Annotated in this window: 18 protein-coding genes; 7 read left to right on the top strand and 11 right to left on the bottom strand. The window is 68.3% G+C overall.

Annotation, left to right across the window (positions count from 1 at the left end; all coding sequences use genetic code 11):
* Window positions 1–147 precede the first annotated feature (147 nt).
* Window positions 148–600, top strand: a complete 453-nt coding sequence (locus tag PFX90_RS06040; protein ID WP_285711480.1) for an ester cyclase — start codon at window positions 148–150, stop codon at window positions 598–600.
* 9 nt (window positions 601–609) lie between these two features.
* Here PFX90_RS06040 and PFX90_RS06035 read toward each other — a convergent pair whose 3' ends face one another.
* The 8 genes from PFX90_RS06035 to PFX90_RS06000 all read right to left on the bottom strand — a co-directional run bounded on the left by PFX90_RS06035 (window position 610) and on the right by PFX90_RS06000 (window position 9,234).
* Window positions 610–1,590 carry a zinc transporter ZntB gene (locus PFX90_RS06035; RefSeq protein ID WP_285711479.1) on the bottom strand — a complete coding sequence of 327 codons (981 nt, stop codon included), beginning with the start codon at window positions 1,588–1,590 and terminating at the stop codon, window positions 610–612.
* Between the two features lie 46 nt (window positions 1,591–1,636).
* Complete coding sequence (locus PFX90_RS06030; RefSeq protein ID WP_285711478.1) at window positions 1,637–2,764, bottom strand: cobalamin-independent methionine synthase II family protein; 1,128 nt, start codon at window positions 2,762–2,764, stop codon at window positions 1,637–1,639.
* Window positions 2,761–3,582: an alpha/beta fold hydrolase gene (locus PFX90_RS06025; protein ID WP_285711477.1), complete on the bottom strand. Its 822-nt coding sequence runs from the start codon at window positions 3,580–3,582 to the stop codon at window positions 2,761–2,763. Before PFX90_RS06025 ends, PFX90_RS06030 begins: the two co-directional genes overlap by 4 nt.
* A 24-nt stretch (window positions 3,583–3,606) precedes the next feature.
* Window positions 3,607–4,155 carry a VOC family protein gene (locus PFX90_RS06020; protein WP_285711476.1) on the bottom strand — a complete coding sequence of 183 codons (549 nt, stop codon included), beginning with the start codon at window positions 4,153–4,155 and terminating at the stop codon, window positions 3,607–3,609.
* Window positions 4,156–4,176: 21 nt separating this feature from the next.
* A complete protein-coding gene (gene wrbA / locus PFX90_RS06015; protein WP_285711475.1) occupies window positions 4,177–4,779 on the bottom strand; it encodes an NAD(P)H:quinone oxidoreductase in 603 nt (200 codons plus the stop codon).
* A gap of 12 nt (window positions 4,780–4,791) precedes the next feature.
* Complete coding sequence (locus tag PFX90_RS06010; protein ID WP_285711474.1) at window positions 4,792–7,014, bottom strand: TonB-dependent receptor; 2,223 nt, start codon at window positions 7,012–7,014, stop codon at window positions 4,792–4,794.
* 254 nt (window positions 7,015–7,268) lie between these two features.
* Complete coding sequence (locus tag PFX90_RS06005) at window positions 7,269–8,093, bottom strand: IclR family transcriptional regulator domain-containing protein (protein WP_285711473.1); 825 nt, start codon at window positions 8,091–8,093, stop codon at window positions 7,269–7,271.
* Complete coding sequence (locus tag PFX90_RS06000; RefSeq protein WP_285711472.1) at window positions 8,074–9,234, bottom strand: CaiB/BaiF CoA transferase family protein; 1,161 nt, start codon at window positions 9,232–9,234, stop codon at window positions 8,074–8,076. The genes PFX90_RS06005 and PFX90_RS06000 overlap by 20 nt, the downstream gene beginning before the upstream one ends.
* 93 nt (window positions 9,235–9,327) lie before the next feature.
* Here PFX90_RS06000 and PFX90_RS05995 point away from each other — a divergent pair, with 93 nt between their 5' ends.
* On the top strand, window positions 9,328–10,122 hold the full coding sequence (locus PFX90_RS05995; RefSeq protein ID WP_285711471.1) for a citryl-CoA lyase: 795 nt from the start codon (window positions 9,328–9,330) through the stop codon (window positions 10,120–10,122).
* Window positions 10,123–10,168: 46 nt separating this feature from the next.
* Window positions 10,169–11,521 (top strand): M24 family metallopeptidase, encoded by a 1,353-nt coding sequence (locus PFX90_RS05990; RefSeq protein WP_285711470.1) that lies wholly within the window; start codon window positions 10,169–10,171, stop codon window positions 11,519–11,521.
* On the opposite strand, the gene PFX90_RS05985 is transcribed toward PFX90_RS05990, so the two are convergent.
* Window positions 11,518–12,483, bottom strand: coding sequence for an SMP-30/gluconolactonase/LRE family protein (locus tag PFX90_RS05985; RefSeq protein ID WP_285711469.1), 966 nt, complete (start codon window positions 12,481–12,483; stop codon window positions 11,518–11,520). The genes PFX90_RS05990 and PFX90_RS05985 overlap by 4 nt on opposite strands.
* 141 nt (window positions 12,484–12,624) lie before the next feature.
* On the opposite strand from PFX90_RS05985, the gene PFX90_RS05980 reads away from it, so the two are divergent.
* The 4 genes from PFX90_RS05980 (at window position 12,625) to PFX90_RS05965 (ending at window position 16,964) form a co-directional block, all read left to right on the top strand.
* A complete protein-coding gene (locus tag PFX90_RS05980) occupies window positions 12,625–14,118 on the top strand; it encodes a CoA-acylating methylmalonate-semialdehyde dehydrogenase (protein WP_285711468.1) in 1,494 nt (497 codons plus the stop codon).
* Window positions 14,118–15,062 carry a polysaccharide deacetylase family protein gene (locus tag PFX90_RS05975; protein WP_285711467.1) on the top strand — a complete coding sequence of 315 codons (945 nt, stop codon included), beginning with the start codon at window positions 14,118–14,120 and terminating at the stop codon, window positions 15,060–15,062. The genes PFX90_RS05980 and PFX90_RS05975 overlap by 1 nt, the downstream gene beginning before the upstream one ends.
* Window positions 15,059–15,538, top strand: coding sequence for a hypothetical protein (locus tag PFX90_RS05970; RefSeq protein ID WP_285711466.1), 480 nt, complete (start codon window positions 15,059–15,061; stop codon window positions 15,536–15,538). The genes PFX90_RS05975 and PFX90_RS05970 overlap by 4 nt, the downstream gene beginning before the upstream one ends.
* A gap of 118 nt (window positions 15,539–15,656) precedes the next feature.
* On the top strand, window positions 15,657–16,964 hold the full coding sequence (locus PFX90_RS05965; RefSeq protein WP_285711465.1) for a lipopolysaccharide biosynthesis protein: 1,308 nt from the start codon (window positions 15,657–15,659) through the stop codon (window positions 16,962–16,964).
* A gap of 299 nt (window positions 16,965–17,263) precedes the next feature.
* On the opposite strand, the gene gcvPB is transcribed toward PFX90_RS05965, so the two are convergent.
* Window positions 17,264–18,820: an aminomethyl-transferring glycine dehydrogenase subunit GcvPB gene (gene gcvPB, locus PFX90_RS05960; protein ID WP_285711464.1), complete on the bottom strand. Its 1,557-nt coding sequence runs from the start codon at window positions 18,818–18,820 to the stop codon at window positions 17,264–17,266.
* Window positions 18,820–20,193, bottom strand: coding sequence for an aminomethyl-transferring glycine dehydrogenase subunit GcvPA (gene gcvPA / locus PFX90_RS05955; protein WP_285711463.1), 1,374 nt, complete (start codon window positions 20,191–20,193; stop codon window positions 18,820–18,822). Before gcvPA ends, gcvPB begins: the two co-directional genes overlap by 1 nt.
* Between the last annotated feature and the right edge of the window lie 31 nt (window positions 20,194–20,224).

Below are 20,224 nucleotides of genomic sequence, written 5' to 3'. Positions count from 1 at the left end.
TTCCGGGCGGGCGGTCAATATCCGATTGCCGCTCTCATGCCCGTCCCGCTGCCCATGGTGCCGACGCATAGCGGTCATAATCGCGCGCTAGCTTGGCGTGTTACCCCTCCGCACCCTACCGGCGGGGCACAAGCAAGGAGCCCCCCGATGCCCGAAACGTCCACCGAGACCGCCAATCTCGCCGTCGTCACCCACTTCATCATCGACTTCCTCGGCACCGCCGATCTGGCTGCGGCCGACGCGACTCTGGCGCCCGACGTGCAGGGCATAACCGGTCTCAAGCCCACCGGGCCGATCGACGGGGCGGAGGAATACAAGGCCACCATCACCGGCTTCGTCGCCGCCTTTCCGGCCGAAAGCCCGGTCGAGATCATCGACCAGTTCGCCGCCGGCGACCGGGTCGTCACCCGCTTCCATTCGCGCCAGCGCCACTCCGGCAGCTATTTCGGGATCGAGCCGACGGGCCGCGTGATCCTGTTCGACGAGACGCACGTCGCGCGGCTCAGGGACGGCCGCATCATCGAGAATATCGTTTCGGCCACCAATCTCGAATTCGAGATGCTGATGGCCCCGGTGCTCGCCCCCCTGATCCTCAAATAGGCGGGCGGGTCAGTCGTCGAGCCACTGCTTCCACGCGAACCACCCCATCACGCCCGCGCCGATCACCACGCAGAAGGCGACCACGCCCCAGAAGGCCCAGGGCTCCTTCGCGCCGGGGATGCCCTCGACGTTCATGCCGAGCAGGCCGGTGACGAAGGTCAGCGGCAGGAAGATGAAGGCCGTGACGGCGATCGCCAGACTGCGCTGGTCGATCATCTCGGCGCGCAGGTCGGTGAGCTGTTCGTGGAGCAGCGCCGCGCGCTCGCGCACGGCTTCCAGTTCCTCGGCCATGCGGGCGAAGCGGTCCGCCGCCTCGCGCAGGTGCAGGCGGTCGTCCTTGCTGATCCAGTCGAATTCGAGCTGCGCCATTGCGGCGAGCGCATCGCGGTCAGGGGCGACGAAGCGGCGGAGCACGATCGCCTGGCTGCGGATGCGGGCGATCATGCGGCGCAGGGCATAGATGTCGCCGTCGAGCATCCCCTCGCAATCGTCGAGGCTGTCGCCGAGGTCGGCGACCTGCGGGTCGAGCTCCTTGCTGATCGCCTGCGCGAGCAGCGAGACGAAATCGCCGCCGTCGGTGATCTTGCCGGCCTGCATCAGCGCCTCGACCTTGGCGAGTGCGGCGAGCGGGTAGCGGCTGACCGAGGTGACGCGCCGCTCCTCCACCCAGACGCGGATCGAGACGAGGCCGTCGCTGCCGTGCGATGCCTCCTTGGCGGTGCCGCGCAGGTTGATCAGCACCGCATCGTCGATCTCGTCGCAGCGGGGGCGGGTCTCGTGCGCGACCAGCGCATTGGCCGCCATCTGCGGGACATAGCCGGGCAGCGCCATCGCATCGAGCTCGCCCATGCCGTCGGCGTGGAGCCAGACAAAGCCCTCGCCGTCGTAGCTGGCGACCGCGTGGGGATCGATCGGGGCGACCTTGCCGTTCTCGACGACCAGCGCCTGCGCCGCGAGCGCGGGAGGGGCAGGATGCGAGTGGCCGTTCATGGCCCCCGTTTGCCTCGCCCTGCCGCCTGCGGCAAGCGGCGGCTTGTCAGAAATACCGGTCGCTGGCGATGGCGGCGCCTTCCGACAGCGCGGCGAGCTTGGCCCAGACGATCTCGGGGTCGAGCGCATTGCTGCCCGCGTGGACCGAGAAGCCGCAATCGACGCCGAGCATCACGCGGTCCGCCCCCAGCAGATCGGCATAGCGGCCGATGCGCTGGGCGATGAGTTCGGGGTGCTCGATATAGGGCGATTGCGGCTCGACCATGCCGGGACACAGGATCTTGCCCTCGGGCAGGGGGTGCTTCTCGAAGAAGGCGAATTCGTGCGCGTGGCGCGGGTTGGCGCCTTCGAGCAGCACGGTCTGCGGCTTGGCGCTCCAGACGATATCGGCGATCTCGTCCAAGGCGACGTCGCAGTGGTGCGGGCCAGGATAATTGCCCCAGCACAGATGCATGCGCAGCTGTTCGGCAGGGATGTTCTGCACCGCGTGGTTCAATGCGGCGATGTTCATGCCGATGCGCTTGCGGAACTCCTCGGTGGAGAGGTGGGTGAACTGCACGTGGCGGCCCATCGCGAGGTCGGGGCAATCGACTTGCAGCGTGATCCCGGCGGCCGCGATGGTCTCGTATTCGTGGCGCAGCCCTTCGGCGAGGGCGAAGACATATTCCTCGTCGGTGGCATAGTACTGGTTGGGGAAGAACAGCGCGGTGACGCCGGGGCTGGCGGCGGACATGAAGGTGGCGTGGCCACCCGCGAGCCGGACGAGCCGCTCGGCGTCGATCCGGGGGGCTTCCATGTCGATCACTTCGATCGGCGCGGTGCAGGCGGGGGCGGAGCGCTTGGCGCGGCCCTTGTTGCCGAACACCTGCGCCTTGGCGCCGGGGAAGGCCTCGAGGTCGGCGAATTCGTACTGCCCCGCCTCGCCGCCAAAGCCCGACAGGCGGTGCTTGATGTAGGTGGCGTAGGAGGGCTTGGACTGCTCGCCGTCGTTGACGATGGAGACGCCCGCCTCGATCTGGCGACGGATGACATAGGCGGTGGCGTCCTCGACCGCCGCGTCGAAGGCTTCCTCGGAGACGTGCTCGCCCCCCTCGCGCGCGAAGACGAGGTCGAGCAGCGCCTCGGGGCGCGGGAGGCTGCCGACGTGCGTGGTGAGGAAGCGCTTTTCGGTCATGTAAGGGCCTTTGGATTGAGGAAGGCGGCGACGGCAGCGTCAAAGGCCGCCGGGTTGTCGGCATTGGCGAGGTGGCCCGCTTGCGGGATCTCGATCGCCCGCGCGCGAGGTGCGACAGCACCGAGCGCGCGCGCACAGGCGCGCCGCCAGGGGGTGTCGTGCGCGCCGGTCATGCTCAGCACCGGCATGGGGAGCATCGACAGGGCCTCGCGCGGCAGGCCCGGCGCCTCGCCCTGCCCCAGCAGCAGGTCGCGCCCGTCGTAGTTGGCGAGCATCGAAGCGGCGAGCGCGGCGGCCTCGGGGCTGTGGGTGCGCATCAGCGGATGGTGCGCCCATTCCTCGCGAAAGCCCGCTATGTCTCCGCCCCGCACGAGCGCGCGGTAGCGATCAAGGTCGATCACCTCCGCGCGCGGCACCAGCGCGGGGAGCGGCGCGCCCGAGACCACCAGCGCGGTAAGCCGCGATCCGTAACGCCGCGCCACATCGAGCGCCACGACCGCCCCGCGCGACAGGCCGAGAAGCGCGAACCGGTCGAACCCTAGGAAGTCGGCGATGGCGATCACGTCCTCCGCCTCGCGCGCCAGATCGGGCGGCGCGCTCGCGCGCCCGCAGCCGCGGCGGTCGGGCATGACGAGGAAGTGCTCGCGCGCCAGACGTCCCGCCGCCTGCGGGGCCCACATGCGGTGATCGAGCGTCCAGCCGTGGAGGAGGATCAGCGGGGTGCCCTCGCCTGCCATGCAGATGGGCAGGGTGCCGCCCTCAACGGCGACCTCGCCCTGCCACATGTCAGCCGGAGAGGGGACGCGCGCGGCAAGCATATGCGGCTGCGTCCCCTGCGTGCCTCACGCCGCTTCGGCGGCGCGGAACGGGTTGTTGTTGTGGTGATCGCCCGCCAGCCAGCGCTTCAGTTCGGCATGCGCATTGGCGCGGCGCTCGGCATCGAGCGGCGCGGCGCGCTCGTCGTCATGGGTGAATTCGAGGATCATGCCGTTGGGATCGGTGACATAGAGCGAGCGGCAATAGCCATGCTCGAGCACATAGGTCTGCGGCTCGACGATCCCGGCAGCGGCGATCCGCTTGGCGAGCGCGGCCTGGCCTTCGGCATCGACGTGCAGCGCGATGTGGATGAATGGGCTCGAGGGGATATCCGGACCGAACTCGGCCTGATCCTCGGGATCGGCAAACTGGAAGAAGGCGAGCGCCGAGCCGTCGGCCAGCTCGAAGAACACGTGGCAATAGGTGCGCTCCTTGCCGAACAGCTCGTCCTTCTCGCAATAGGTCGCCATCAGCGGGAAGCCGAGCACGTCTTCGTAGAAGGCTCGGGTCGCTTCGAGGTCCTTGGTGACGTAGGCGGTGTGGTGCAGGCGGTTGGCGAGGATCTTCTGCGTCATCGTGCTCTCTCCCTGTCTGAATCAGGCCGCGAGCTTCGCGGCGATTGCGGCGACATGTGCCCCTTGGAAGCGGGCACCGGCAAGCTCGTTTTCGGACGGCATGCGGCTGCCGTCGTTCCCCGCCAAGGTGCTCGCGCCATAGGGCGTGCCGCCGCTGATCTCGCCCATCTCGGCATTGCCTTCGAAGGTGTAGGGCAGGCCGACGATCACCATGCCGTGGTGCAACAGCGTGGTGTGGAACGAGGTGATGGTGGTCTCCTGCCCGCCGTGCTGGCTGGCGGTGGAGACGAACACGCTGCCCACCTTCCCCACCAGCGCCTTGGTGAACCACAGCCCGCCGGTCTGATCGAGGAAGTTCCTCATCTGCGCCGCCATGTTGCCGAAGCGGGTGGGGGTGCCGAAGATGATGGCGTCGTAACCGGCCAGCTCGTCCGGGGTCGCAATCGGAGCGCTCTGGTCGGTCTTCATTCCCGAAGCCGCCGCCACCGCCTCCGGCACCAGTTCGGGAACACGCTTGACGCTGACTTCGGTGCCGGGGACGCTCGCCGCCCCTTCGGCCACGGCAGCGGCCATCGCCTCGATATGGCCATAGCTCGAATAGTAGAGCACCAGCACCTTGGTCATCGTTTCGCTTCCTTAGAACTTGTAGCCCACTTCGATCCCGTAGCGCCGCGGGCGGGCACGGAAGACGAAGCCGCCGGGGGAGAATTCGGCGTTGTAGATCTCGTCGAACAGGTTCTGCGCGAAGGCCGTGACCGACACGCCATTCGCCAGCGTGAACCCGGCGCGGGCATCGACGATGTCGACCGGATCGCGCGAGGTGGTGTTGAACGGCTCCCACCAGGTCCGCCCCGTGCGGCGATAGTCGACGCGGAGCAGGCCGTCGACGCTGTCCGAAATCGGCCCGGCATATTGCGCGCCCAGGTTCAGCGTGTAGCGCGAGATCTGCGGCGCCTCGTTGCCGACCACGGTCGCGTCGGGGAAGGCCTTGATCTCGCTGTCGGTGTAGCCGAGCGCGGCGTTGATATCGAGATTGGGGAGAACTTCCGCGGTCGCCTCTAGCTCGAAGCCGTTGATCCGGGTCTCGGGGATGTTGCCGAGGTTCTGGGTCGAGGACTGGGCGAGGAAGACGAAGAAGTAGGAGTTCTCCGACTTGGTGGTGTAGGCCGCCGCGCCGAGGCGCACCGGGCCGACCTGCGCCTTGGCGCCGATCTCGAAGGTGTCGGCGGTTTCGGCCTGGAAGATGTCGCCCACGCCGACGATCCCGGCATTGACCGATTCCGCGCCGACGCCGGTCTGGTTGAAGCCGCCCGAACGGAAGCCGCGTGAATAGCCGCCGTAGATCGTGAGATCGGGGCTCGGTTCGTAGGTCAGCGTGATCTTGGGCTGCCAGTCGTCGAAAGAGACCGTGCGCACCTCGCCGCTCTGCGCCTGCGGCACGCCGGGCACGTTGGGCAGGAAAGCCTGCGGCGTCAGCGTGGTCTGGCGGCGGCGGTCATGGTCATAGCGCAAGGACGCGTCGACCCGGAACTCCGGCGAGAATTCGTAACCCGCATTGGCGAACAGCGCCCAGGCGAAGTTCTCCTGCCCGTCGGCCAGATAGGAGAATTGCGGGTTCAGCGGATTGGTCGAGGGCGAGCGGAACACCGGGAAGACGCCCTGCCCGGTGTCGATCATGTTGCCGGTCGAGATGAAGCGGGTGGTGTCGATCAGGTAGCCGCCGACCATCCAGTTGAAGGCGCGGCCATCCTCGGGCGAGGCGAGGCGGACTTCCTGGCTGAACGCCTTGACGTTGAGGTACTGGCTCTGGTTGAGGTCGAAGCCGTTGCCGGGGCCGAAGATCGTCTCGAACAGGTTGAAGAAGAAGCTGTCCGGGATCGGCTTGAAGTCGAAGGCGTCGCCGGTCAGCACTTCCTTCAGGGTGTCGTAGGACGAGACCGAGGTCAGCACCGCGTTGTCGCCCGCATATTCGATCTTGAGCGCGACGTTGTAGATGTCGCGGTCGTTCTGGCCGGGGTTGTTGACCAGCACCGGGGCGATCGTGTTCACGTCACCCACGATGTTGTAATAGAGCCCCTGGGTGCGCAGCTGGTTGACGCTGGCGCGCAGATCGAAGGTCAGCTTGTCGGTCGCCTCGATCAGGAGGTTGCCGCGCAGCGAGAAATCCTCGACCGGATCGGCCTTTTCATTGAGGAAGGCGTTGTTGATGAAGCCGTCGGTGTCGTACCACGATCCGGCGATGCGGAACTTGACGTTCTCCGCCAGCGGCCCGCTGACGCCGCCGCGCAGGTAATAGCCGAAGCCGTTGTCGATCCCGGCGGTGACATTGCCCGAGAATTCGTCGGTCGGCTGCTTGGTGGTGATGATGATCGCCCCGCCGATCGCGTTGCGTCCGTAGAGGCCGCCCTGCGGGCCCTTCAGGACTTCGATCTGGGCGATGTCGAACAGGTCCTGGTTGAACTGCGCCGGGTTCACCTGCTGCACGCCGTCGACGATCACCGCGACGCTCGGCTCGGAGTTGCGGTTCTGGGTGATGCCGCGAATGATGACGAAGGCGTTGCCCGCGTTCTGGGTCTCGATCAGGTTGACGTTGGGGGTCAACGAGATGAAGTCGGCCGGGCGCTCGATCCCGGCGTTCTGGATCGCCTGCGAATCGAAGGCGGTGACCGCGGCGGGGGTATCCTGCAGCGTTTCCGAGCGGCGCAGCGAGGTGACGACGATCTCGCCGCTTTCCTCCGCAGCCGGCTCGGCGGCGGTGTCCTGCGCGGCCCAAGCGGGCGCGGCAGCGATCGCGGCGAGCGCGATGGCGGTGGTCCCGAGAAGCCTGCTTGCAGCGCGGCCCTTGCCCGAAAACTTCATACGTCTCTCCCCTGTGGGCGCGCGAAACGCGCCGCTTTTCTGGCGACCCCTCCCTGATGGCTGGTTATGGAATTCGCAATGCGAAGTCAACTTCGATATGCGAAACTTTGGGAGTGTGGCGGCGGGGACACGCAGAGTGGCAGGCACGCGCCCACCCCCAGCCCCTCCCGCAAGCGGGAGGGGAGCCTTTTGCGCCAACAATCACCCTCCCGCTCGCGGGAGGGGTCAGGTGTGGGCCTGTTCCAAGGTTCGGCCTAGGGCCGCAGTGACGCCTCCAGCACCGGCCAGCGCTTGAGCGCAGCCTCGATCTCGCCCGCCGCCTGGCGCAGCAGCGGCAAGCGGGTGCGGACCAGTTCGTCCTGCGAGATGCGGGTGGTGGAGGTCGAGCAGTTGATGCTCGCGATCACCCGCTTGCCCTTCCCGAAGATCGGCACCGCGACCGAGACGATGCCGTAATCGAGTTCGTCCAGCGCCGAATCGTAGCCGCGCTCGGCGATCAGCGTCAGGCGCTCCGCGAGCGCCGCGCCCTCGGTGACGGTGCGCTCGGTGAAGCGCTGGAACGGCGCGCGGGCGAGCAGCGCGGCGCGCTCGTCCTCGGGCAGATTGGCCGCGAGCGCCTTGCCCAGGGAGGTCGCGTGGAAAGGGAAGCGCGTGCCCACCCCCGCCGCCACGCGAAAGCGCCGGTCGGTCGAGACGTGAGCGACGTAGAGGATGTTGGCGCCCGACATCACGGCGAGGCTGGCGCTGTCCCCGGTTTGGTCGCGCAGCGCCTGCAAGGGCGGCAGCACCACCTGCTCGATCTGCATCGAGGCGCTGAAGGCCGAGCCGATCGTCAGCACCGCCGGACGCAGCAGGAACTTGCGCTCGTGCTGGCCGACATAGCCCAGCTCCACCAGCGTGATCAGGCAGCGCCGCGCCACCGCCGGGGGGAGCGCGGTCTTGGCGGCGACTTCGGAGAGGGTCATCTCGGGGTGATCCTCGTCGAACGCCTTCAGGACGCGCAGGCCGCGCTCGAGCGTCGAGAGGAATTCGGGGTCCTTGCCTCCCCGGTCTTCGGCTTCAGCCCCTGCGGATCCCATGCACCGGCCTTTCGATGGAGCGGCGGATCGCCGCGTCGTCGGCCCCCAATAGGGGCGGCGCGGTGACAGAGTCCATCCGCGCGCCGTCGAAGGACACAGGGAAGCGTATGGTGCGGAACTCGCCCTTGGGCCCGTCGGGGTCGGCGACCTCCAGCCCCAGCACCTTGGCCTGCTCGGTCGCGAGGACTTCGGTGGTGTCGTAGACGGGCGAATTGGGCACTTCGAGGCGGGTGAGCTCCGCCGTCCAGTGATCGCGGGGCTGTCCGGCGAAGATGGGCGCGAGGAAGGCGACCACATCCTCGTAATGCGCAATCCGCGCGTCGCGGCTGGCGAATTCGGGGCGCTCCAGCATGTCGGGGACACCGACGGCGGTCGCAAGGTTCTCCCAGAACTTGGGCGGCGAGGACATGTGCAGCGCCAGCCACTTGCCGTCCGAACACTGGAAGACATAGCTCTGCGACACGTGCGGGCGCGAATAGGGCCCCATCACCTGGTCGGCGGAGAGCAGGTGGGTGAAATCATCGAGGTTGAAGTGGCACATCGCCTCGAACATCGAGGTTTCGACCACCCGGCCCTTGCCCGTCACGTGCCGCTCGTTGAGCGCGGCGAGGATGCCCAATGCGGTGTAGAACCCGGTCATGGCATCGGCGATGGCGGGGCCGACGACGCGGGGGTGCTCGGGATTGACCAGCAGCCTGAGGAACCCGCTCGCGGCCTGTGCGACGGTATCGAAGGCGGGGCGATCGCGCTCCGGTCCCTCGCTGCCGAAGCCCGAAATCGAGGCATAGACCAGCCGCGGGTTGATCGCCTGCAGGCGCGCGGCATCGACCTTCAGCCGCCCCGCCACGCCCGGACGGAAGTTCTGGATGAACACGTCCGCGTCCTCGACCAGCCGGTCGAGCACGGCCAAGTCCTCGGGGTTCTTGGGATCGATGGTGACCGAGCGCTTGTTCCGGTTGTAGGTCTGGAAATGCGGCGAGTAGAGTTCGCCCTTGAAGCTGCGGAACGGATCGCCCGTCCCCGGCTGCTCGACCTTGATGACATCCGCGCCCATGTCGGCGAGCAGCATCCCGGCGGCGGGGCCGGTGATGAAGGTGCCCATTTCGAGCACGGTAACGCCTGCGAGGGGCCGAGCGGTCATCCTACACATCCCATTTGCTTGCCTTGATGTGGATGTGACACTATATTCTTCGCATACCGAAATCAACTTCGAATAACGAAAAGGCTGGAACCCATGCGCATCGGCAAGCAGGATAACGCGGTGACCTCGATCTGCACCTCGGATGCGACGAGCATCACGGTGCGGGGGCTCGACCTGTGTAGCGAGGTGATCGGCCATGTCGACTTCACCTCCTATTTCTGGCTGCTGGTGACTGGGACCATGCCTTCCCGTGAGCAGAAGGCGCTGGCCGATGCGGTGCTGTGCGCGATTGCCGAGCACGGGCTGGTGCCGAGCGTCGTCGCCACCCGCATGACCTACGCCGCCGCGCCCGAGGCCTTCCACGGCGCGGTCGCCGCGGGGCTGCTGGGCTGCGGCAGCGTGGTGTTGGGCAGCGCCGAGGTCGCGGGCAAGTTCTACGCGCAGGTCGTCGCCGACGCCGAAGGGCGCGACGCAGCCGCCACCGCTATCGCCGCGCTCAAGGCCCTGCGCGCCGAGAAGAAGGCGATCCCCGGCTTCGGCCACCCCCAGCACTCGGGCGGCGACCCGCGCGCGCACCGCCTGCTGGCGCTGGCGAAGGAGCACGGCATGGAGGGCAGGCACATCGCCATGCTGCGCACGATCGAGGCGGTGCTGCCCGAGGCCATCGGCCGCAGCCTGCCGATCAACGTCAACGGCGCGATTCCCGCGGTGATGCTCGATGCGGGCTTCCCGCTCGCGGCGCTGAAGGGCATCTCGCTCCTCGCCCGCACGGCGAGCCTGATCGCCCACCTCCAGGAAGAGACCGAGAGGCCGATCGGCTTTATCATGAGCGGCGCGGCGGCCGAGCGGATCGGCTTCGACGACGGCAGCGAGTCCGCCGAGGCTTGATCCCGCGCCCCCCGCGCGCCACTCTGGGTAGGCAAAGGGGACGGGCATGAGCGGACGGCATTTCATCACACTGGCAGCCTTGCTGGCCGCGACCCCGGCCCTTGCCGACGCGCCTCTGCCACTCAGCGAGACCGAACAGGCCGCCCCTGCCCTCCCCGCCATCCTCGCTCCCCGCGAGCGTGCGGCGCTCGAGAACCGCATCCTCGCCGAGCGGCTCGACACCCTCATCCCGCAGATCATGCGCGCCGAGGGGATCGACCTGTGGCTGCTGGTCGCGCGCGAATATTTCGAGGAGCCGGTGGTCGCCACCATGCTCGACGCCGAGAACATGCACGCGCGGCGGCGGACGATCCTCATCTTCCACGATCCCGGAAACGGCAAGCCGGTCGAGCGACTGACCGTCAGCCGCTACGGCCTCGGCGGGCTGTTCGCGCCAGCGTGGGATCCGGACAAGCAGCCCGACCAGTGGGCCGCCGTCGCGGAGATCATCGCGGCGCGCGATCCCGCAAAGATCGCGATCAACTCCAGCGACCTCTACCAGTTCGCCGACGGAATGACGCTGAGCCAGTACGACAAGTTCATGTCCGCCCTGCCCCCCGCGCTCCACGAGCGGGTCACCAGCGGCGAGGGGCTGGCGATCCGCTGGCTCGAAACCCGCACGCCGGCCGAGATGGATCTCTACCCCAACGTCGTCCGCATCGCCCACGCGGTGATCGGCGAGGCCTTCTCGCGCAAGGTCATCACCCCCGGCGTGACAACGGCCGAGCAAGTGCAATGGTGGTATCGCGACCGGCTGATGCAATTGGGCCTGACGCCGTGGTTCCATCCCTCGGTCGCGATCCAGCGCGAGGGTGTGAAGGGGATGATCGAGGGCGACGCGGTGATCCAGCCGGGCGACCTGCTCTGGACCGATTTCGGCATCACCTACCTGCGGCTCAACACCGACACCCAGCACCTCGCCTATGTGCTGAAACCCGGCGAGACCGACGCGCCTACCGGCCTCAGCGCGGGGCTCGCGGGCAGCAACAAGGTGCAGGACTTCCTGCGCGCGGCCTTCAAGCCCGGACGCAGTGGCAACGAGGCGCTGGCCGAGGCGCGGGCGCAGGCGATTGCAGCGGGGATCGAGCCCTCGATCTATTCGCACCCCATCGGCCACCACGGCCACGGCGCGGGGCCGTCGATCGGCTTCTGGGACAACCAGAAGGCCGACCCGCGCGGGGCAGGCCCGATCCGGCCGAACACCGCCTGGTCGATCGAGCTCACCACCTACGCCAATGTGCCCGAATGGGGCGGCCAGCGCGTCGACTTCCGCACCGAGGAGGACGCCTTCTTCGACGGCGAGACCGTGCGCTTCATCGACGGGCGGCAGACCGCGATCACGCTGATCCCGTCCGATTAGCGCCGGCTCGACGATCCGATCCCGCGCGCGCGGGTCTTCACCCGGTACACATCCGACTGCGCGGTGATGTAGAGGTCCGACAGCTCCGCCCCGCCCCATGCGAGGTTGGTCGCGCGCTTGGGCACTGCCATCCGTTCCAGCAGCACGCCCTTGACCGGATCGACCACGCAGATCCCGCCCGGGCAGGTCAGGTAGACCAGCCCCTCGCGGTCCACCCGCACACCATCGACATTGCCGGACAGCCCCTCGACCTTGAGGTCGATCACCAGCCGCATATCGCTCGCATAGCCATCGGCGCTGATCTCGTAGGCCCACAGCCGCTGGGTCGCGGTATCGCCGACGTAGAGCGTATTTTCATCGGGCGAGAAGGCGAGGCCGTTGGGGCGCGCAAGGCCATCGTCGATCAGCACCATCCGCCCGCTCGCCTCGTCGAGCGCGAAGACGCCCGAGAAGCCCACCTCGCTTGCGCGCTGGCCGAGGCCGTAGGGCGGGTCGGTGAAGAAGATCATGCCGTCCGCTTGCCGCACCACCACATCGTTGGGGCTGTTGAGGTGCTTGCCCTCGAAGGCTTCCACGACCACCTGCCGCCCGCCCTCCGGCGTCCAGCGGGTGAGCGCGCCGCTGCCGTGCTCGGCATTGAGCAGGCGGCCCGCAAGGTCGAAGGTATGGCCGTTGGCGTTCATGCTGGGCGCGTAGAGCACCGTCGGCGCGCCTTCGCCCGGCGTATGGACGTAGACCGTGTTTCCCGGAATGTCGCTGAAGATCAGCCGCGCCCCGTCCCAAGCGGGGCCTTCGGTGAAGGTGTAGCCGGTCGCGACCAGCTCCATCGTGCCTTCGATCAGACGCGGCTCGGCGACCACCAGCGTGGCCGTAGCGCTGGCCTCGGCATTGTCCTGCGCGGGCGCGGCGCTCGCCAGAAAGGCCGCTGCCGCGATGCCGATGCCTGTCCAGATCCTGCCCATTGCGCACCCCTTCGCTCGTTTCATCTCGCCCCGACAGTGCCCTGCCGCACGGGCCGATGCCAGCACTTTTGAGGGGAGGTGCAAGGGTTGCATGGGACGCGCGCGGGGGGCATTGGGAGCGGCAGACAGGAGACCCCCGCAATGCGTCAGATCGACCACTTCATCGTCGGCGACACCCCCGCCCCCGCTCGCAAGCACGCCGTCTGGAACCCCTCGACCGGCGAGGTCCAGGCCGAGGTTGCGCTGGGCGATGCCGCCCTGCTCGCCCGCGCAGTTGAAACCGCCAAGCGCGTCCAGCTCGGCTGGGCGGCGACCAACCCGCAGCGCCGCGCGCGGGTGATGTTCGCCTTCAAGGAACTGGTCGAGGCTAACATGCAGTCGCTGGCCGAGATGCTCTCCAGCGAACACGGCAAGACCGTCCCCGACGCGCGCGGCGACGTGCAGCGCGGGCTCGAAGTGATCGAATATGCCTGCGGCCTGCCGCAGATCATGAAGGGCGAATATACCCACGGCGCCGGGCCGGGGATCGATGTCTATTCGATGCGCCAACCGCTCGGCATTGGCGCAGGCATCACCCCGTTCAACTTCCCGGCGATGATCCCGATGTGGATGTTCGGCATGGCCTGCGCGGCGGGCAATGCCTTCATCCTCAAGCCCTCCGAGCGTGACCCCTCCGTGCCGGTGCGCCTCGCCGAACTGTTCCTCGAAGCGGGCGCTCCGGAAGGCCTGCTTCAGGTGGTCCACGGCGACAAGGAAATGGTCGACGCGATCATCGACCACCCCGATATCGCCGCGATCAGCTTCGTCGGCAGCTCCGACATCGCGCAGTATATCTACGCGCGCGGCTCGGCCAACAACAAGCGCGTCCAAGCCTTCGGCGGCGCGAAGAACCACGGGATCGTGCTGCCCGATGCCGACTTGGACCAGGTCGTCACCGATCTGACCGGCGCGGCCTTCGGTTCGGCGGGCGAGCGCTGCATGGCGCTGCCTGTGGTGGTTCCGGTGGGCGAGGAAACCGCCGAGCGTCTCAAGGAAAAGCTGCTCAAGTCGATCGCGGGCCTGCGCATCGGGGTCTCCAACGATCCCGACGCCGATTACGGACCCGTGGTCACGCCCGAGCACAAGGCGCGCATCGAACAGTGGATCACCACCGCCGAGCAGGAAGGCGCGGAGATCGTCGTCGACGGGCGCGGGTATACCTTGCAGGGCCACGAGAAGGGCTTCTTCGTCGGCCCGACGCTGATCGATCACGTCACCCCGCAGATGAAGTCCTATCAGGAGGAAATCTTCGGCCCCGTGCTCCAGATCGTGCGCGCCAAGGACTTCGAGGAAGCGGTGCGCCTGCCCAGCGAGCACCAGTATGGCAACGGCGTCGCGATCTTCACCCGCAACGGCCACGCCGCACGCGAATTCGCCGCGCGGGTCAATGTCGGGATGGTCGGCATCAACGTGCCGATCCCGGTGCCGGTCGCCTACCATAGCTTCGGCGGGTGGAAGCGTTCAGGCTTTGGCGACATCGACCAGTATGGCGTCGAGGGCCTCCGGTTCTGGACCAAGAACAAGAAGATCACCCAGCGCTGGCCCGATGGCGGCGGCGACGGCTCCAACGCCTTCGTCATCCCGACGATGGGGTGATGCGGTTGCGCACGATCCTGCTGATGCTGTGGGCGGCGGCGCTGGCGCTGGCCGCCCCGGCGCTCGCGCAGGACAAGCGGATCGCGCTCACCTTCGATGATGTCCCGCGCGGCGCGGGCGCGTTCTTCACTCCCGAGGAACGCTCGAAGCGGCTGATCGCGGCGCTGCGCGAGGCGGGCGTCGCGCAGGCCGCCTTCTTCGTGACCACCTCGGGGCTCGACACCCCCGACGGCGCGGGGGGCGAGGCGCGCATTGCCGCCTATGTCGCCGCCGGGCACGTCATCGCCAACCACAGCCATGCGCACTGGCACCTCGATGCCACCTCGGCCGAGGCCTACCTCGCCGACCTCGACCGCGCCGCGGCGTGGCTGAAGGGCCGCCCCGGCTTCCGCCCGTGGTTCCGCTACCCCTTCCTCGACGAGGGCGGGCGCGATGCGGAGAGGCGCGATGCCTTGCGCAGCGGGCTCGCGGCGCGGGGCCTCCGGAACGGCTATGTCACCGCCGACGGATCGGACTGGCACCTCGAACAGCTGACCATCGACGCCGCGCGGGCCGGGCAGATCATGGACATGGCCGCGCTGAAGAAGCTCTACCTGCAATCGCAGCTTGGCGGCATCGCCTATCACGAGGTGCTCGCGCAGCGCACCCTGGGCCGTTCCCCGCCGCACGTGATGCTGCTCCACGAGACCGATCTCGCCGCGCTGTTCATCGCCGATCTGGTCGCCGAACTGCGCAAGGACGGCTGGACGATCATCACCGCCGACGAGGCCTTTGCCGACACCGAACTCGCCGCCGCCATGCCGATGGTGCCCCACACCTCGGGCACGCTCACCGGCATGATCGCGTGGGAGCGCGGGGTGCAGCCGCCCTACGCGCCGCTGTGGATGGGGACCGAGGTGATGAGCTTGCTGTTCGAACGCAACGTGCTGGGACAGGCGGAATGAGCGCAGGTAAGGCAGCGCGCGCGGTCGGCCTCGCGATGGCGCTTGCGGCCTGCGGGAGCGAGCCGCGGCAGGACGAGCCGGCCGCGCCCGGGCCCGATGCGACCGCCGCCCTGCGCTCCGAGAGCCCGGCGCCTGCCACCTCGCCGGCCGCTGCCGACGCGATCCCCGCGCGCTTCCTCGGCGTGTGGGACGCCGAGACCGGCACCTGCGATCCGGCCTCCGATCTGAGGCTCGACATCACGCCGCAAGCGATCGGCTTTTACGAAAGCCACGGCACCCTTACCCGCATCGCCGAAACATTGGACGGACTGACCGTCGTGGAGCTGGCGATGGAGGGCGAGGGCGAGACCTGGGTCATGACCATGACAATCGGCCTGCGCGGCGCAGGCGCGGCCGAAAGGCTCGTCGTGCAGCACAAGGGCGAGCCCGGCCGGCCCGTGCCCGAGCCGCTCACCCTCAAGCGCTGCCCCGCCTGAGTCTGCCGCGAACCCCTCGCAATCCGCACTTGGCTAAGCCTGCGCTTTGCGGCTAAGGCCGCGCCCATGCCCAGCCTGCTCCTGCCCGCCGCGCGCACCGCTTTTGCGCGTTAGAGCCATGAAGCAGGTCTTTGCCAACATGGGCTGGCTGCTCGGCGGGCGCGGGTTCAACGCCGTGCTGAGCCTGCTCTACCTCGCCATCGCCGCGCGCACACTGGGGACCGACGGCTTCGGCTATTTCGCGCTGATCATCGCGCTGGGGCAGGCGGTCACCGGCTTTTCGAGCTTCCAGACTTGGCAGTTCATCGTCCGCTGGGGCGCCGATCCCGAGAACCCCGGCGTCGATATCGAGCGCGCGCGCGAGGCGACGGGCTTTGCGGTCGCACTCGATCTGCTCTCCTTCGCGGGCGGAACCGTCGCTGCGGCGGTGCTGGTGCTGACCGCGCCGCTGTGGCTCGACGTGCCGCCTGACCTCATGTGGCTGACCTTCTGGTATTGTGTGATCTCCGTCGCGACGATCCGCACCACGCCCACAGGGATGCTGCGGCTCCACAATGAATATGGCCGCGCGACCTGGGCCGAGGCGGTGCAGCCGGTGATCCGCGCTGGGGGAGCAGGGCTGGCGTGGTGGCTGATGCCCAATGTGACCGGCTTCATCCTCGCCTTCGCCGCCTCCGAGATCGGCACGGCGCTGGCGCTGTGGGTGGTCGCCGCAAGGGTGCAGCCGGTGAGCCTCGCCTCGGTGAGCCTCAAGGCAATCCCCGCGCGCCACAAGGGCGTGTGGCGTTTCGTGGTCTCGACCAACCTGTCGAGCAGCCTCGCGGTCGCGGGCAAGCAGGTGATGATCCTCCTGGTCGGCACCTTTGGCGGGGCTTATCTCGCGGGCGGCTTCCGCATCGCCAACCAGCTGGGCGTGGCGCTGATCGCGCTCGCCCAAACCATCTCCAAGGCGATCCTGCCCGAGCTGGTGCAATCGCGCGATTCCGCGGTCGAGATCGCGCGGCGGATGGCGAACATCGCCGCGATTGCCGGGGTGACGGCGGTCGTCACAGCGATCCTGTTCGGCCGCCCCGGCCTCGCGCTGATCGCGGGCGAGCAGTTCACCGGCTTCTACTGGGCGATGATCATCCTCAGCATCGCGGGCGCGGTCGAGCTGGTGGGGGCGAGCCTGGAATCGCTGCTGATCTCGGCCGGCAAGGCGCATGTCGCCTTCCTCGTGCGTCTGGTGCCGACGATCCTCGCGCTGCTATTTCTGGAAGCGGCGATCGACTGGAAGGGTGCGCAGGGAGCGGGCTTCGCGGTGCTGGGGTCGAGCCTGCTCGCGGTGGTCGGCTTTTACGTGGCGATCGTGAACCTCAAGCAGTTCCGGCTGGTGGTCGAGGAGCCCGACGAAGAAGGGGCGGACAAGGTTTCGCCCGAGCGCTGACCCGGCTCCCCTCCCCCTGGGGAGGGGGTAGGGGGTGGGGGCTCCGATGGCGCAGCCGAGGAGCCTTTCGCCAGCGGCCACGCAAGCGAGGCCTCTGGCCGAGCCCCCTTCAGCACTCTCCCCGCCTGCCGCTGGTCGCGGCTGCTGGCCGCAAGGCTGTGCGCGATGGGACCCTGCGCATATGAACCAAGAGCGCGCGGCCTGATGCCCGCGCGCTGCGTGGCCGCTGGCGAAGGCCCTCGGCTGCGCCTTCGGGCCCCACCCCCCGCCCCCTCCCCGAGGGGAGGGGGAGACATGGGTCAGCCCTCGTACGCCAGCTTGGGCTTCCGCGCCGCGCCGGTCTCGTCGAGCCGGCGCCGCGGCGAGTAGTAGGGCGCCTGCTTCAGCGCCTCGTCGCCTTCCAGCGCGCGTTCGACCACGCCGCGGAAGGCGGTGATGAACTGGTCGATCGCGGCCTTGCTCTCCGTCTCGGTCGGCTCGACCAGCATTGCGCCGTGGACCACCAGCGGGAAGTAGACCGTCATCGGGTGATAGCCCTCGTCGATCAGACCCTTGGCGACGTCCAGCGTCGAGAGCCCATTGGTGAAGTCCTTGTCGCCGAACAGCGCCTCGTGCATGCACGGCCCGCTGGCGCCGAAGGGTGCGTGGAGGATGTCCTCCATGCTGCGCAGGATGTAGTTGGCGTTGAGCACCGCGTCCTCGGCGACCTGCTTGAGGCCGTCGGCCCCGTGGCTGAGGATATAGGTCAGCGCGCGGGTGAACATGCCCATCTGGCCGTGGAAGGCGGTCATGCGGCCGAAGCTCGGGCCGCGTTCCTCGCGGTTCTCTTCCTCGACGAGGTAGAACTCGCCCCCATCGGTCTGGCGGATGAAGGGCAGCGGGGCGAAGGGCGCGAGCGCTTCCGACAGCACCACCGGCCCCGAACCCGGCCCGCCGCCGCCGTGCGGGGTCGAGAAGGTCTTGTGCAGGTTGATGTGCATCGCATCGACCCCGAGGTCGCCGGGGCGCACCTTGCCGACGATGGCGTTGAAGTTGGCCCCGTCGCAATAGACATAGCCGCCCGCTGCGTGGACGGCGTCGGCGATCTCGCGGAAGTCTTTCTCGAACAGGCCGCAGGTGTTGGGGTTGGTGATCATCACCCCCGCAACGTCCGGCCCGAGGCGGGCCTTCAATGCCGCAACGTCCACGCGGCCTTCGGGGGTCGCGGGAATGTCCTCCACCCGGTAGCCCGCGAAGGCGGCGGTGGCGGGGTTGGTGCCGTGGGCGCTCTCGGGCACCAGCACCACCTCGCGCGCGTCCCCGCGGGCCTCGTGCGCGGCGCGGATCGCGAGGATGCCGCACAGCTCGCCGTGTGCGCCCGCCTTGGGGCTCATCGCGACGGCGGGCATGCCGGTCAGCGTGCACAGCCAGTGGCCGAGCTGGTGGATCACTTCGAGCGCGCCCTGCACGGAGGATTGCGGCGCGAGCGGGTGGATATCGGCAAAGCCCGGCAGCCGCGCCATCTTCTCGTTGAGGCGCGGGTTGTGCTTCATGGTGCAGCTGCCGAGCGGGAAGAAGCCAAGGTCGATCCCGTAGTTCTGGCGGCTGAGGCGGGTGTAGTGGCGCACCGTCTCGGGCTCGGTCAGGCCGACGAGGCCGATCGCGTCCTTGCGCTCCAGCCCGCCGAGGCGGGTCGGAGCGGCGGGGTCGATTTCGGGCAGATCGACGCCGGTCACATCCGCACGGCCGATCTCGAACAGCAGCGGCTCTTCGAGCATCAGCCCGCGGTTGCCGGTGCTGGTGACGGGGCCGCCGAGGAAGCCGCTTTCGGCGATCTGCATCTCGGGCTTCCAGCCGCTCTTGTTGGGGGCGTTCATCACACGGTCTCCTTGATGGCGGCTTCAAGCTCTGTGGCGAGTCGCTCGATATCTTCTTCGGTGGTGGTCTCGGTCACGGCGACGAGCAGCGCGTGTTCGAGCGCCGCGACACCCGGATAGAGCCGTCCGAGCGACACGCCGCCGAGCACGCCGCGATCCGCGAGGTCACGGATGATCTCGCGCGCGGGCTTGCCGCCGAGCATCAGGGTGAACTCGTTGAAGAAGCCATTGTTGAGCACTTCGACGCCCGGCACCTTGGCCAGCCGGTCGGCTGCAAGGCAGGCGAGGCGGTGGTTCTCGGCCGCCAGCTGCCTGAGGCCCGTCTCTCCCAGCAGCGTCATGTGCACGGTGAAGGCGAGCGCGCAGAGCCCCGAGTTGGTGCAGATGTTGCTCGTCGCCTTCTCGCGGCGGATGTGCTGCTCGCGGGTCGAGAGGGTGAGCACGAAGCCGCGCTTGCCCTCGGCGTCCGTCGTCTCGCCGCACAGACGGCCCGGCATCTGGCGCACGTGCTTGGGATCGCGCACGGCAAACAGCCCGAGGTAGGGCCCGCCGAATTGCAGGCCAACGCCCAAGGACTGGCCCTCGCCCACCACGATATCCGCGCCCATCTCGCCGGGGCTCTTGATTGCGCCGAGCGCCACCGGCTCGGTGTTCACCACCACCAGCAGCGCGCCCTTGGCATGGGCGGCCTCGGCGATCGGGGTGAGGTCGGCGATGCGGCCGAGGATGTCGGGATATTGCACCACGACGCAGGCGGTCTCCTCGTCGATCCGCCCGATCAGGCCGGTGAGCTCGGGGTCGGAGGTGATCGAGGGCAGCGCGTCGGCGATCTCGTCGCCGGTGAAGTGCGCCATGGTCTTGACCACCTGCGCGTAATGGGGATGCAGCGCGCCCGAGAGCACCGCGCGCTTCCTCTTGGTGACGCGGGTCGCCATCGCGACCGCCTCCCAGCACGCGGTCGAGCCGTCATAGAGCGAGGCATTGGCCACCGCGCAGCCATAGAGCCGCGCGACCTGCGTCTGGAACTCGAACAGCATCTGGAGCGTGCCCTGCGCGATTTCCGGCTGGTAGGGCGTATAGGCCGTCAGGAACTCGCCGCGCTGGATGATGGTGTCGACGCTGGCAGGAACGTGATGGCGATAGGCCCCCGCACCGAGGAAGAACGGCACCTCGCCCGCCACCAGGTTCTTCGCGGCAAGCGCCTTCATGTGGCGTTCGACCGCCATCTCGCTCGCGTGCATCGGCAGCCCGTGGATCGGGCCGTCGAGCCGGGCGACCTCGGGCACGTCGACGAACAGGTCGTCCACGCTCGAAGCGCCGATTTTCGCCAGCATTGCCTGCCGGTCGGTATCGGTGAGGGGAAGGTAGCGCATGGGAGAGGTGTTCCGTGGCTGGGGGTGGAAG

Origin of the sequence: Erythrobacter oryzae (assembly GCF_030271515.1) — a bacterium.
Classification (GTDB): domain Bacteria; phylum Pseudomonadota; class Alphaproteobacteria; order Sphingomonadales; family Sphingomonadaceae; genus Erythrobacter; species Erythrobacter oryzae.
This window is presented reverse-complemented; position numbering and strand designations above follow the sequence as displayed.

What these genes read in the sequence shown, in the direction of transcription:
- PFX90_RS06040 (WP_285711480.1), top strand. Translation starts at nt 148, where the DNA reads ATGCCCGAAACGTCCACCGAGACCGCCAATCTCGCCGTCGTCACCCAC.
- PFX90_RS06035 (WP_285711479.1), bottom strand. Translation starts at nt 1,590, where the DNA reads ATGAACGGCCACTCGCATCCTGCCCCTCCCGCGCTCGCGGCGCAGGCG.
- PFX90_RS06030 (WP_285711478.1), bottom strand. Translation starts at nt 2,764, where the DNA reads ATGACCGAAAAGCGCTTCCTCACCACGCACGTCGGCAGCCTCCCGCGC.
- PFX90_RS06025 (WP_285711477.1), bottom strand. Translation starts at nt 3,582, where the DNA reads ATGCTTGCCGCGCGCGTCCCCTCTCCGGCTGACATGTGGCAGGGCGAG.
- PFX90_RS06020 (WP_285711476.1), bottom strand. Translation starts at nt 4,155, where the DNA reads ATGACGCAGAAGATCCTCGCCAACCGCCTGCACCACACCGCCTACGTC.
- wrbA (WP_285711475.1), bottom strand. Translation starts at nt 4,779, where the DNA reads ATGACCAAGGTGCTGGTGCTCTACTATTCGAGCTATGGCCATATCGAG.
- PFX90_RS06010 (WP_285711474.1), bottom strand. Translation starts at nt 7,014, where the DNA reads ATGAAGTTTTCGGGCAAGGGCCGCGCTGCAAGCAGGCTTCTCGGGACC.
- PFX90_RS06005 (WP_285711473.1), bottom strand. Translation starts at nt 8,093, where the DNA reads ATGGGATCCGCAGGGGCTGAAGCCGAAGACCGGGGAGGCAAGGACCCC.
- PFX90_RS06000 (WP_285711472.1), bottom strand. Translation starts at nt 9,234, where the DNA reads ATGACCGCTCGGCCCCTCGCAGGCGTTACCGTGCTCGAAATGGGCACC.
- PFX90_RS05995 (WP_285711471.1), top strand. Translation starts at nt 9,328, where the DNA reads ATGCGCATCGGCAAGCAGGATAACGCGGTGACCTCGATCTGCACCTCG.
- PFX90_RS05990 (WP_285711470.1), top strand. Translation starts at nt 10,169, where the DNA reads ATGAGCGGACGGCATTTCATCACACTGGCAGCCTTGCTGGCCGCGACC.
- PFX90_RS05985 (WP_285711469.1), bottom strand. Translation starts at nt 12,483, where the DNA reads ATGGGCAGGATCTGGACAGGCATCGGCATCGCGGCAGCGGCCTTTCTG.
- PFX90_RS05980 (WP_285711468.1), top strand. Translation starts at nt 12,625, where the DNA reads ATGCGTCAGATCGACCACTTCATCGTCGGCGACACCCCCGCCCCCGCT.
- PFX90_RS05975 (WP_285711467.1), top strand. Translation starts at nt 14,118, where the DNA reads ATGCGGTTGCGCACGATCCTGCTGATGCTGTGGGCGGCGGCGCTGGCG.
- PFX90_RS05970 (WP_285711466.1), top strand. Translation starts at nt 15,059, where the DNA reads ATGAGCGCAGGTAAGGCAGCGCGCGCGGTCGGCCTCGCGATGGCGCTT.
- PFX90_RS05965 (WP_285711465.1), top strand. Translation starts at nt 15,657, where the DNA reads ATGAAGCAGGTCTTTGCCAACATGGGCTGGCTGCTCGGCGGGCGCGGG.
- gcvPB (WP_285711464.1), bottom strand. Translation starts at nt 18,820, where the DNA reads ATGAACGCCCCCAACAAGAGCGGCTGGAAGCCCGAGATGCAGATCGCC.
- gcvPA (WP_285711463.1), bottom strand. Translation starts at nt 20,193, where the DNA reads ATGCGCTACCTTCCCCTCACCGATACCGACCGGCAGGCAATGCTGGCG.